Genomic DNA, 12,416 nt, shown 5'->3' with positions numbered 1-12,416 from the left:
GGGCCCGCTAGTACGAGCGCGCGACGATCGCGAGGTTGCCCGGGGCGTCGTCCGCCTGCGGCACCGACCCGTCCTCGGCGATCAGGCAGCGCACGGAGACGGCCTGCTCGGCGAGCTTCGCCTCGCCCTCGGGGCCGAGATCGGCCCACGGGATCCGCGCCCAGCCACCGGCGATGGCGGCCTCGGCGGCCTCCTCGATGGTCGAGACGTCGGAGGTGCGGGAGATCCGGCGCTCGCGGGACTCGCGCAGCAGCTGCTCCTGGTCCTCCTCCAGCACCTTGGGCAGCAGGGCGGCGAGGTCGGAGATCTGCACGGCCTCCTTGCCGCCCGGGATCCGGCGGGCCAGCATCGCGGTGCCGGCCTCCAGGTCGCGGGGGCCGATCTCGACGCGGACCGGTACGCCCTTGAGCTCCCAGTCCACGGCGCGGCGGCCGAAGGGGGTGTCGACGCGGTCGTCGACGAACACGCGCAGGCCAGCGGCCTTGAGCTGGGCGCCCAGCTCGCGGACCTTGGCCACGGCCTCGTCGCCCTTGATCGCCATGACGACGACCTGGACGTGCGCGAGGCGCGGCGGGACCCGCAGGCCGTTGTCGTCGCCGTGCGACATGATCAGGCCACCGACCATGCGGGTCGAAACGCCCCACGAGGTCTGCCAGACGAGCTCCTGCTTGCCTTCCTTCGACAGGTACTGCGTGTTGAAGGCCTTGGCGAAGTTGGTGCCGAGCTCGTGGCTGGTACCGAGCTGCAGGGCCTTGCCGTCGCCCATCATGCCCTCGAGGGTGAGGGTGTTGATGGCGCCGGCGAAGCGCTCCTTGGCGGTCTTGCGGCCGAGCACGACGTCGATGCCGAGCACGTTGGTCATGAAGTCGCCGTACACGTCCGTGTGGATGCGGGCGGCGTAGTCGCGGGCGTCCTCGTAGGAGAGGTGGGCCGTGTGGCCCTCCTGCCAGAGGAACTCGCTCGTACGGAGGAACACGCGCGGGCGCATCTCCCAGCGGACCACGTTCGCCCACTGGTTGATCAGCAGGGGCAGGTCGCGGTAGCTCTGGACCCACTTGGAGAAGTACTCGTTGACGATCGTCTCGGAGGTGGGGCGGACGACAACCGGCTCGTCGAGCTCCTTGCCGCCGCCGTGCGTGACGACCGCGAGCTCGGGGGCGAAGCCCTCGACGTGCTCGGCTTCCCTCGTCAGGTAGGACTGCGGGATGAACAGCGGGAAGTACGCGTTCTGGGCGCCCGCGTCCTTGATGCGCGCGTCCATCTCCTGCTGCATCCGCTCCCACAGCCCGTAGCCGTACGGTCGGATGACCATGGTGCCGCGTACCGGACCGTTGTCGGCCAGCTCGGCCTTGTTGATCAGATCCTGGTACCAGCGGGGGAAATCCTCCGCCTGGGGGGTGAGAACGGGTGCCTTTGCCATGGCGCGAATGGTACGGCGCCCGGAGTGCGATGCGTGAATCGGGTGCGAATCGGGTGGCGCGCTCCTCTGGACGCGGGGGCGAATCGGGAGTTCTCTGGCAACGGGGGCATGGGGGCGAAACGGAATCAGGAGCGCTCTTTCGATGACACCGACGCCGACGGCGACGCTTGTCGCGCGGGACTGGGCGGAGATCCAGGAACGGATGCTGGTACCGCTGTACGAGGCGGTCTACGACCGGCTGGAGGTCGGGCCGGGAGACCGGCTGCTGGGCCTCGACTGCGGGGCCGGGCTGGCCCTGCTGCTGGCCTCGGGCCGGGGTGCCCTGGCCACGGGTGTGGAGACGGATCCGGCACGCCGCACGCTGGCCCGGGAGCGCCTCCTGGAGGTCCTCGCGGCCCCTCCCGCGCCCGCGGTGCCCTATGACGTGCTGCTGGCCTTCTCGCCCTCCCCGGGCGCCCTGGCCGCGGCCCTGCCGGCACTGCGCCGTCCCGGCGCCGCGGTGGTGCTGGCCGACTGGGGTCCGGCGGAGCGGTGCACGGTGCCCGCCGTCCTGGGCGGCGGACCGGCTCCGCGGGACCTGGACGCGATGGCGGCCGGGGCCGGGCTGGTGCCGGACGGGTCGGGGCGGGTGTTCTGCCCCTTCGGGTACGCCGACGTGGACAGCGCGGTGCGCGGGCTGCTGTCGACCGGGCTGTACGAGTGCTCCGACCCGGTGCAGGTCGAGAAGGAGCTGGCGGAGGCGCTGCACCCGTACGAACGCGGTGACGGGGCCGTCTGGCTGCCGAACATCTTCCGCTACGTCATCGCCCGGACGGCGTAACCCGGGCAACCGGGCCGTGCGGGGCCGCGGACCGGCCCCGCACGGCGTTCAGTTGTGCGGGGCCGACTTGTGGAGGCGGGGGATCCCCGCGGCGGCGTAGGCGGCCGCTTCGTCGAGGGTTTCGTTCGCCATCAGGGCGGCGGCGAGGGCGTCCAGCTTGTCGCGGTTCTCGCGGAGCAGGAGGCAGGCCTTCTCGTAGCACTCGTCGACGATCCGGCGCATCTCGTGGTCCACCGCGTCCAGGGTGGCGGGGGCGGCGGAGAGGCCGTAGGGGCTCTGCCCGTCCGAGGGGATGGCGGTGAGGCGGCCGATGCGTTCGCTCATGCCCCAGCGGCCGACCATGCCGCGGACGATGTTGGTGACCTGTTCGAGGTCGTTCTCCGCGCCGGTGGTGATGACCTCGTAGACCACCTGCTCGGCGGCCATGCCGCCCAGCGCCCCGATGATGCGGCCGCGCAGGTACTCCTCCGTGTAGGCGTACCGGTCCGCCTCGGGGGTCGAGAGGGTGACGCCGAGGGCCCGCCCGCGCGGCACGATGGTGATCTTGCGGACGGGGTCGGCGCCGGGCTGGAGCATGCCCAGCAGGGCGTGTCCGCTCTCGTGGTACGCGGTGCGGCGGCGCTCCTCGTCCGGCATGACCAGCGGCCGTTCCGCACCGAGCTGGACCTTCTCCAGCGCGTCGGAGAGGTCCGACTGGGTGACCTCCTTCTGCTGGCGCTTCACCGCGAGCAGGGCGGCCTCGTTGGCGAGGTTGGCCAGTTCGGCTCCGGTCATGCCCGGGGTCGTACGGGCCATCTGCGCCAGGTCGACGTCGGCGGCGAGCGGGATGTCCCGGGTGTGGATGCGCAGGATGGCCTCGCGGCCGCTCCTGTCGGGCGGGGAGACCATGACGGTGCGGTCGAAGCGGCCGGGCCGGGTCAGTGCCGGGTCCAGGACGTCGGCCCGGTTGGTCGCGGCCAGGACGACCACGCCCTCGGAGCCGGAGAAGCCGTCCATCTCGGTGAGGATCTGGTTCAGGGTCTGCTCGCGCTCGTCGTGGCCGCCCATGGCCGCGCCGCCGCCGCGGGCCCGCCCGATGGTGTCGATCTCGTCGATGAAGATGATGGCGGGGGCCACCTTGCGGGCCTCGGAGAAGAGTTCGCGCACCCGGGAGGCGCCGACGCCGACGATCATCTCGATGAACTCGGAGGCGGAGGCGGAGAAGAAGGGCACCCCGGCCTCGCCGGCCACCGCGCGGGCGAGCAGGGTCTTGCCGGTGCCGGGCGGGCCGGCCAGCAGGACGCCGCCGGGCATGCGGGCGCCCATCTTGCGGTACTCGTCCGGGTTCTTGAGGAAGTCCACGACGTCGTTGAGCTCGCCCTCGACCTCGTCGATGCCGGCCACGTCCTCGAAGGTGGTGCGCTTGGCGCCTTCCAGTTCGACCGGCTTGGGCGGCGTCTTGCGGCCGAGCCCGCCCATGCCGCCGCCGCCCATCGCCGATCCCATCCGGCGGGCGATGACCACCCACAGGACGACCAGCAGCAGCATCGGGGCCAGGGAGAGCAGCAGGTTGGCCAGGAAGCTGCGCTGTTCGACGACCGGGGAGGCCGTGACGACGACGTTCTGCTTGGTGAGGTTGGCCCACAGGTCGTCGTCGGCGAAGGCGGGCCGCTGGGAGACGAACTTCTTGTAGTCGCCCTTGTCCCCGTCCGGCTTGGGCTGCTTCGTCTTCAGCTCGCCCTGGATGGCGTCGCCCTTGGAGTAGATCTTCGAGACGTTGCCGTTCGCCACCTGCTTGCTGAACTCGGTGTACGAGATGGTCGGCTCGTCGCCCTCGTTGAAGAAGGACAGCACCAGGTTGGTGATCAGGTAGACGATCAGGGCGGTGAGGATCAGGCCGCGCCAGCCACCGGGCATCCGCTTCTTGGGCGGCGGGGCGGGGGGTGCGCCTTCGGAGCGCCAGGGCGTGTCGGCCCGGTCGCGGGGCGGTACGGGGGTGGGGCTGGGCACGTGGCGCCTCCTTCTGCCGTCCTCCCGGCCGACCATAAGCGACAAAGCGGACCATCGCCCCTGGCGGCGGGCCACACGGCGAAGCCCCGGCCGGAGTGGTCCGGCCGGGGCTCGCGTGGCTCCGTACTGCTACGTCGCGAACTGCCACGTCGCGAACGGCTCCTTCATGAACTGCTACTTCATGAACTTCTTGAACTCGTCCGGCAGGTCGAAGTCCTGGCCGGGCTGACCGCCTCCGGTGGGCAGACCGAACGGGTTCCCGCCGGCGGCGGGCTCGATCGCCTCCGGGCCCGCCTCGCGACGCGCGGCTGCCGCGGCCTCTTCTTCCTTGCGCTTCATCGGGTTGCCGCTCTTGCGCTTGCCCTTGGCCTGCTTGACCTGCTTCTTCTGCCGGCCGGGGCCGCCGCCCATCCCGGGGATGCCGGGCATGCCCGGCATGCCGCCGCCCTGGGCCATGCGGGACATCATCTTGCGGGCCTCGAAGAACCGCTCGACGAGCGCCTTGACGGCGCTGACCTCGGTGCCGGAGCCCTTGGCGATGCGGGCGCGGCGCGAGCCGTTGATGAGGTGCGGGTCCTGGCGCTCGGCCGGGGTCATCGACTTGATGATCGCGGCGGTGCGGTCCACGTCGCGCTCGTCGATGTTGTTGATCTGGTCCTTGATCTGCCCCATGCCCGGGAGCATGCCGAGCAGCTTGGAGATGGAGCCCATCTTGCGGACCTGCTCCATCTGGGACAGGAAGTCGTCGAGCGTGAACTCCTTCGGCCCCTTCTGGAGCTTGGCCGCCATCTTCTCGGCTTCGGCCTGGCTGAAGGTCTTCTCGGCCTGCTCGATCAGGGTGAGCATGTCACCCATGTCGAGGATCCGGCCCGCCATGCGGTCCGGGTGGAAGGCGTCGAACTCGTCGAGCTTCTCGCCGTTCGAGGCGAAGATGATCTGCTTGCCGGTGACGTGCGCGATGGAGAGCGCGGCACCGCCGCGGGCGTCGCCGTCGAGCTTGGAGAGCACCACGCCGTCGAAGCCGACGCCGTCGCGGAAGGCCTCGGCGGTGTTGACCGCGTCCTGGCCGATCATGGCGTCGACGACGAAGAGGATCTCGTCCGGGCTGACGGCGTCGCGGATGTCCGCGGCCTGCTGCATCAGCTCCTGGTCGATGCCGAGGCGGCCGGCGGTGTCGACGATCACGACGTCGTACTGCTTGGTCCGCGCGTACTCGATGGAGTCCTTGGCGACCTGGACCGGGTCTCCGACGCCGTTGCCGGGCGCGGGGGCGTACACGGCCACGCCGGCCCGCTCGGCCACGACGGAGAGCTGGTTGACGGCGTTGGGGCGCTGGAGGTCACAGGCGACGAGGAGCGGGGCGTGGCCCTGCCCCTTCAGCCACAGGCCGAGCTTTCCGGCGAGGGTGGTCTTACCGGCACCCTGGAGACCGGCGAGCATGATCACCGTGGGCGCGGTCTTGGCGAAGCGCAGCCGCCGGGTCTCGCCGCCGAGGATGGAGACCAGCTCGTCGTTGACGATCTTGAGGACCTGCTGGCCCGGGTTCAGGGCCTTGGAGACCTCTTCGCCGCGGGCGCGCTCCTTGACGTTCGCGATGAAGGAGCGGACGACCGGGAGGGCGACGTCGGCCTCGAGGAGGGCGATACGGATTTCCCGCGCCGCAGCGTCGATGTCCTGCTCGGAGAGGCGGCCTTTGCCCCGGAGGGACTTGAAGGTCGCGCTGAGGCGGTCGGAAAGCGTATCGAACACGGTGGTCGCGATTCCTCGGGTCAGGGGGCGTGTGGTCGTCCCCAGGGTATCGGGCCGCGCCACCCCTCCGGCCCTGCGGGCGGCTTTCCCCCTCCCGGGAGCCCGGCCGGTGCGGGGGCCGCTGCGCGGGGCGGCCCCGCGCAGCGGCGCCCCCGCTACGCCAGGGCCGCCTGGACGGCCCCCGCCAGGGCTGCCGCCGCCGGGCCGGCGAGGGGTTTGCCGTCCGCGTCGACCACGTACACCGTGTCCACCGCGTTCGCGCCCAGCGTGGAGACGTGCGCGCTGCGGACCCGCACCCCGGAGGACTCCAGCGCCCGCCCGATCCGGTGCAGCAGCCCGACCGCGTCGGGGGCGCGCACCTCCAGGACCGTGGCCAGGGAGGAGACCTCGGGCACCACCGTGACCCGGGGCGGCGGCGGGACCACCCCGCGCCGGCGCGGGTACGCCGCCTCGCGGTCCGCCAGCTTCGCCGGGACGTCGAGCGAGCCGTCCAGGGCCCGCACCAGGTCGGAGCGCAGCCGTGCGGCCTGCGGCAGGGCGCCGTACTCCGCCGCCACCCGCCACCGCAGGACCAGGACCTCGCCCAGCTGGTCAGGGAGCTCCATCGAGCGCAGGTCGGCCGCCCGTACGGTGAGCCGGTGCAGGGCCAGTACGCCGGCCACCGCGGGCAGCACGCCCGGCTGGTCGGGGACGGCCACCACCAGTTCGACGCCGACCGCGTCCTCCTCCTGGCGGGCGTGCAGGGCCAGGACCGGCTCCCCGGTGCGCAGCGCCTCCACCGCCAGGCGTTCCTGCTCCGTGGTCGGGATCTCCAGCTCGGTCGCCTCCGGGGCCGCCCCGCGGAGCACGGCGGCGACCCGCGCGACCAGGTCGGCCACGAGCGAGCCGCGCCACGTGCTCCACGCCGCCGGGCCGGTGGCCAGGGCGTCGGCCTCGGTCAGCGCGTGCAGGATCTCCAGGGTGGAGGGCGAGCCGACCGCCTCCGCGACCGCCTTGACCGTCGCCGGGTCGTCCAGGTCCCGCCGCGTGGCGGTGTCGATCAGCAGCAGGTGGTGGCGTACGAGCACGCCCAGCACGGCGACGTCCTCCGCGTCGAAGCCCACCCGCAGCGCCATGTCGCGCGCGATCGTCTCCCCGGCCACCGAGTGGTCGCCGGGCCAGCCCTTGCCGATGTCGTGCAGCAGCGCCGCCATCAGGAGGAGGTCGGGGCGGCCCACCCGGCGGGTCAGCTCGGAGGCCCGGACGGCCGTCTCGACGAGGTGCCGGTCCACGGTCCAGGTGTGCACCGGGTTGCGCTGCGGCCGGCACCGCACCCGCTCCCAGTCGGGCAGCAGCTTCGTGATGATCCCCTCGGCCTCCAGCGCCTCCCACACGGCCACCGTGGGCTCCCCCGCGCCCAGCAGGGTCAGCAGCTGCTCCCGGGCCTCGGCCGGCCACGGCACCGGCAGCGGCTTCGCCTGCGCGGCGAGCCTGCGTACGGCGTGCAGCGAGACGGGCAGTCCGGCCTGGGCGGCGGCCGCGCCGAACCGCAGGGGCAGCACCGGGTCCCGGTCGGGCCGCGCGGCCAGGGCCAGTACGGCCTCCCCGTCGGACTCGACGACGCCTTCGGCGAGCGGCGCCCGCTCGGGCAGGGAGTTGCGGGTGCCGAGCAGCCCGCGCAGCCGGGGGCGGGCCGACCGGGCCCGGAGCACGCGCCCGACCTCGCGCCAGGTCACGTCACCGGCGTACGAGACCACCCGCGCGGCCTCGTACACCTCCCGGAGCAGGGCGTCGGCGTCGAGCAGACCGAGCTGCGCGGCGACCGGTGTCTGCTCCTGGAGGGAGAGCCGATCGGTGGCGCGGCCGGTCACCAGGTGCAGCGCGTCCCGGGCGTCGAGCAGCCGGCGCCGGGCTTCGGCGAGGCCCTCGCGGGGGGCGTCGGCCAGCCAGGACGCGGCGACGGCCCGCAGCGCGGTGACGTCGCGCAGTCCCCCGCGGGCCTCCTTGAGGTCGGGTTCCAGCAGGAAGCGGAGCTCTCCGGCACGCTCGGCCCGCTCTCGGCACAGGGAGTGCAGCTGGGGCAGCCGCTTGGCGGCTTGATTGCGCCAGTCCGCCAGGACGGAGGTGCGCAGTCCCGCGAGGAGCCCGGCGTCGCCCGCGACGGGCCGGGCGTCGAGCAGTCCGAGGTGCACCTTGAGGTCTTCGGCGGCGGTCTTGCGGGCTTCGCCGGGGGTGCGCACCGAGTGGTCGAGGGCGACGCCGAGGTCCCAGACGGGGTACCAGAGCCGGTCGGCCAGGGCGGCCAGGGCGCGCGCTTCGGCCTTCCCGTCGTGGAGCAGGACCAGATCGAGGTCGCTGCGGGGGGAGAGTTCGGCGCGGCCGTAGCCGCCGACGGCGACGAGGGCGGCGCCCCGCACGCCCGTCTCCCGTGCGGCGGCGGCGAACAGCGCCTTCAGCCAGTCGTCGGTCAGGGCGGCCAGGGCGGAACGCCGGGAAGGCCCGGACCGCGACTCCTCCTGGAGGAGTCGCAGCCGGGCCGCGGCGTACCCGCTGGGTCCCTGGTCGGCGGTGCTGCCGCCGTCCGTGGTCTCTTCGACACTCGTCACCCAGAGGTTCCCATCACCTAGAGCGCGTCAGCGCCACGTTCGCCGGTGCGGACCCGGATGACCGAGTCCACGGGGATGCTCCACACCTTGCCGTCGCCGATCTTGCCGGTCTGGGCGGCCTCGACGACGATCCGCATCACGTCGTCCGCGTCACCGTCCTCGACGAGGATCTCTATGCGGATCTTCGGTACGAGGTCCACGGTGTACTCGGCGCCCCGGTAGACCTCGGTGTGTCCGCGCTGGCGGCCGTAGCCGCTGGCCTCGGAGACGGTGAGTCCCTGGACTCCGAAGCGGTGCAGGGCTTCCTTGATCTCGTCAAGCCGGTGCGGCTTCACGATCGCGGTGATGAGCTTCATGCGTCAACCTTCTTGCTCGCGGCGGCAACGGGGGTCGGGACGGCGGTGCTCCGGGAGGAGGAGCCGCCGCCGGCCCCGCTGAAGTCGTAGGCGGTCTCGGCGTGTTCGACCTGGTCGATGCCGGAGACCTCGTCGTCCTCGGGGACCCGCATCCCGATCGTCTTGTCGAGGAGGAAGGCGAGCACCGCGGACGCCACGAGAGAGTAGGCCAGGACGGAGAAGACTCCGACGGCCTGCTTGCCGAGCTGCTCCAGGCCGCCGCCGTAGAAGAGGCCGGCCGCGTCGGACTGGACCCCGCCGGTGGCGAAGAGACCGACGAGCAGGGAGCCGATGACACCGCCGACGAGGTGGACGCCGACCACGTCGAGGGAGTCGTCGTAGCCGAACTTGTACTTCAGGCCGACGGCCATGGCGCACACGACACCGGCGATGGCGCCGATGGCGATCGCGCCGAGCGGGGAGCAGGAGCCGCCGGAGGGGGTGATGGCGACGAGGCCCGCGACCGCGCCGGAGGCGGCGCCGAGGGTGGTGAAGGAGCCGTGGCGCAGCTTCTCGTAGCCGAGCCAGGCGAGCATGGCGGCGGCGGTGGCGACCTGGGTGTTGACGAACATGACCGCGCCGACGCCGTCGTCGTTGCCGAGCCAGGAGCCCGCGTTGAAGCCGAACCAGCCGAACCACAGCAGGCCCGCGCCGAGCATCACGAGCGGGAGGCTGTGCGGGCGCATCGGGTCCTTCTTGAAGCCCACGCGCTTGCCGATGACCAGGATCACGCCGAGGGCCGCGGCGCCCGCGTTGATGTGGACGGCGGTGCCGCCGGCGAAGTCGATGACGCCGAGCTCGAAGAGCCAGCCGCCGGCGCCCCACACCCAGTGGGCGACGGGGAAGTAGACGATCGTGACCCAGAGGGTGATGAAGAGCGCCCACGCGCTGAACTTGACGCGGTCGGCCAGGGCGCCGCTTATCAGCGCCGGGGTGATGATCGCGAACATCAGCTGGAAGACGGCGAAGACGTAGACGGGGATGGTGTAGCCGTCCCACAGCTCGGTGATGCCGATGCCGCTGAGTCCGACGTAGTCGGAGGTCCAGCCGATCAGCGAGCCGGAGTCGGCGCCGAAGGCGAGGCTGAATCCGTAGAGGACCCAGAGGATCGTGACGATCCCGAGGCTGATGAAGCTCATCATCAGCATGTTGAGGCTGCTCTTGACGCGGACCATGCCTCCGTAGAAGAAGGCGAGTCCCGGGGTCATCAGCATGACCAGGGCGGAGCAGATGAGCATGAACCCGGTGTTCGCGGAAGACAGCGTGGGCGCGTCTGCCGCGAGGGTCGTGATGGCTGATGCCATCGGCGTCTCCTCGTCGTCGGTACGTTCGCGTGCGGGCGATCGTGAAAACCTGAGCGGCGCTGGTTCGTGAATCAGGCCTGAGGGTGTTCCGGCGTGGGGGCTGGCCGGTTATTGGCCCTGAGATTCGCGCAGGCCGGTTTCCGGCGGCGCCGCTGGGTGTTTCGCGTCGATGACGAAGAGGTCGTGCGTGTTACGCCTCCATGAACGAGTGGTTCATGAGGGTGACGGGTGGAAACCCGGCCGCGGCGATGACCCGGGGAACCTGGCTGGGGGAGCCTGATCGGGCTTCACGGGGTGACTGCCGCGGCCGGGGGCCTTGGGGCGGCCGGGTGGCCGTCAGACGGCCTCCGCGGCCTCGGGGAGGCGGGAGGCGAGGTGGTCGGTCAGCCGCACCACGTCGGCGACGTCGCCGTACTCACGCGCGGCGGTGTCGACGGTCTTGCGCAGCCGGGTGTTGACCCGTTCGGACCGCACCTTTCCCGCCACGTCGAGGGCGCGGCCGACGAGGACGGTGGCCTGCTCGGGCTCGCGCTGGAGGAGGTGCACGGTGGCCATGCCGATGAGGTTGAGGGCGTAGGAGCGCTGGTGCTCCTCGTCCTTCCCGAAGAGCTCGACGGCGCGCTCCATGACCGGTTCGGCGAGGGAGGCGTACATGGGGCTGCGGCCCGCCACGTAGGCCAGGTCCCGGTAGGAGTGGGAGTTCTCGCCGTTGAGCTCGGCCTCGGAGAAGAAGCGGATCCAGTCGGGCTCGGGCTCGGCGTCGAAGCCGACGTCGGAGAAGGTGTCCTCGGCCATCCGCACGGCCCGCTTGCAGCGGCTGGGCTGGCCCATGTTGGCGTAGGCGCGGGCCTCCATCGCATACAGCATCGCCTGGGTACGGGGCCCTGCGCAGTCGCGGCTGCCGTACTGGGCCAGGTGGATGAGCTCCAGGGCGTCCTCGGGGCGGCCCAGGTGGATCATCTGGCGGCTCATGCTGGAGAGGATGTACGAGCCCAGGGGCTTGTCCCCGCCCTCCTTGGCGGCGTGCAGCGCGAGGACGAAGTACTTCTGCGCGGTGGGGTGCAGGCCGATGTCGTAGCTCATCCAGCCGGCGAGTTCGGCGAGTTCGGCGGCGACCTTGAAGAGCCGCTTCATGACCGGGGCCGGGTGGTTCTCCTGGAGCAGGTCGGTGACCTCGTGGAGCTGGCCCACGACGGCCTTGCGGCGCAGTCCGCCGCCGCACTGGGCGTCCCACTGGCGGAACATCACGGTGGTGGCTTCGAGGAGGTCCACCTCGGGCTCGGAGAGCCGGGGCGGCCGGTGGCCGCTGAGGGCGCCCGCCGGCCCCGCTTCCCGGGGTCCCGGGTCGGCGGCCGGAACCGGTACGAGCCAGCGCTGCATGGGCTCGATGAGGGCGGGGCCGGCGGACAGGGCGAGCGAGGTCCCGAGGAAGCCGCGGCGGGCCAGCATGAGGTCGCTGCGGGAGAACTCGCCGAGCAGCTCGATGGTCTGCGGGCCGGCCCAGGGCAGGTCGACGCCGGAGACGGAGGGGGTCTGGTGGGCGGTGCGCAGGCCCAGGTGCTCGATGGCGACGACGGAGCCGAAGCGCTCGGAGAAGAGCTCGGAGAGGATGCGCGGGACGGGCTCGCGGGGCTGTTCGCCGTCGAGCCAGCGGCGGACCCGCGAGGTGTCGGTGCTGATGTGGTGGGCGCCCATCTGGCGGGCGCGGCGGTTGACCTGGCGGGCGAGCTCGCCCTTGGACCAGCCGCTGCGGACGAACCAGGACGTCAGCTGCTCGTTGCGGACGGTGGCGTCCTGCGACACGTCGGACTCCGACTCCGCGCCCGTTCCGCTTGCGCCGTTGCCGCCCACTGGAACGCCCCCATCCGTCAGTCTCTTCCGCACGAAACCCTGCCCTGCCGGGAAACGGTCTTCACAGGTCCTTCACGCATGCCGGCGGCATACCCGCGAACCCGTCTCCTCTTCGCGCTTCGTGCACCGAAAGTAATCCTACGATCACCCCTTCGGCGAGGTCGATCCCGGAAACGCCACCATTCGCCACCCCTTCGAATGAACTCGCCACCCGCCAGGCGCGATTCACTTGACACGAAGGCGGAACCGATCGGTTGGACAGGAGTGCGCCGGGGCGCGCGCGGCGAGGAGTGCGCCGGGCAG

8 protein-coding genes are annotated in these 12,416 nt (G+C 71.9%); 1 reads left to right on the top strand and 7 read right to left on the bottom strand.

The genetic code is table 11. The features are described 5' to 3' along the window. Positions 1-7: 7 nt before the first annotated feature. Positions 8-1,420: a proline--tRNA ligase gene (gene proS / locus ACIA8F_RS18380; RefSeq protein WP_385433993.1), complete on the bottom strand. Its 1,413-nt coding sequence runs from the start codon at positions 1,418-1,420 to the stop codon at positions 8-10. A gap of 142 nt (positions 1,421-1,562) precedes the next feature. Here proS and ACIA8F_RS18375 point away from each other — a divergent pair, with 142 nt between their 5' ends. Next, positions 1,563-2,240 (top strand): methyltransferase type 11, encoded by a 678-nt coding sequence (locus tag ACIA8F_RS18375; RefSeq protein WP_399379900.1) that lies wholly within the window; start codon positions 1,563-1,565, stop codon positions 2,238-2,240. A 48-nt stretch (positions 2,241-2,288) separates the two neighbouring features. On the opposite strand, the gene ftsH is transcribed toward ACIA8F_RS18375, so the two are convergent. The 6 genes from ftsH to ACIA8F_RS18345 all read right to left on the bottom strand — a co-directional run bounded on the left by ftsH (position 2,289) and on the right by ACIA8F_RS18345 (position 12,113). After that, a complete protein-coding gene (gene ftsH, locus ACIA8F_RS18370; protein WP_399380040.1) occupies positions 2,289-4,136 on the bottom strand; it encodes an ATP-dependent zinc metalloprotease FtsH in 1,848 nt (615 codons plus the stop codon). Between the two features lie 267 nt (positions 4,137-4,403). Further along, positions 4,404-5,978 (bottom strand): signal recognition particle protein, encoded by a 1,575-nt coding sequence (ffh, locus tag ACIA8F_RS18365; RefSeq protein ID WP_399379899.1) that lies wholly within the window; start codon positions 5,976-5,978, stop codon positions 4,404-4,406. 155 nt (positions 5,979-6,133) lie between these two features. Then, complete coding sequence (locus tag ACIA8F_RS18360) at positions 6,134-8,563, bottom strand: [protein-PII] uridylyltransferase (protein WP_399379897.1); 2,430 nt, start codon at positions 8,561-8,563, stop codon at positions 6,134-6,136. 17 nt (positions 8,564-8,580) lie between these two features. After that, entirely contained in the window at positions 8,581-8,919 is a 339-nt protein-coding gene (locus tag ACIA8F_RS18355) for a P-II family nitrogen regulator (protein WP_399379895.1), read from the bottom strand. Next, on the bottom strand, positions 8,916-10,262 hold the full coding sequence (locus ACIA8F_RS18350) for an ammonium transporter (protein ID WP_399379893.1): 1,347 nt from the start codon (positions 10,260-10,262) through the stop codon (positions 8,916-8,918). Before ACIA8F_RS18350 ends, ACIA8F_RS18355 begins: the two co-directional genes overlap by 4 nt. Before the next feature lie 336 nt (positions 10,263-10,598). Continuing rightward, on the bottom strand, positions 10,599-12,113 hold the full coding sequence (locus tag ACIA8F_RS18345; protein WP_399379892.1) for a hypothetical protein: 1,515 nt from the start codon (positions 12,111-12,113) through the stop codon (positions 10,599-10,601). Between the last annotated feature and the right edge of the window lie 303 nt (positions 12,114-12,416).

The organism is Streptomyces sp. NPDC051563 (genome assembly GCF_044454225.1).
Lineage (GTDB): Bacteria > Actinomycetota > Actinomycetes > Streptomycetales > Streptomycetaceae > Streptomyces.
This window is presented reverse-complemented; position numbering and strand designations above follow the sequence as displayed.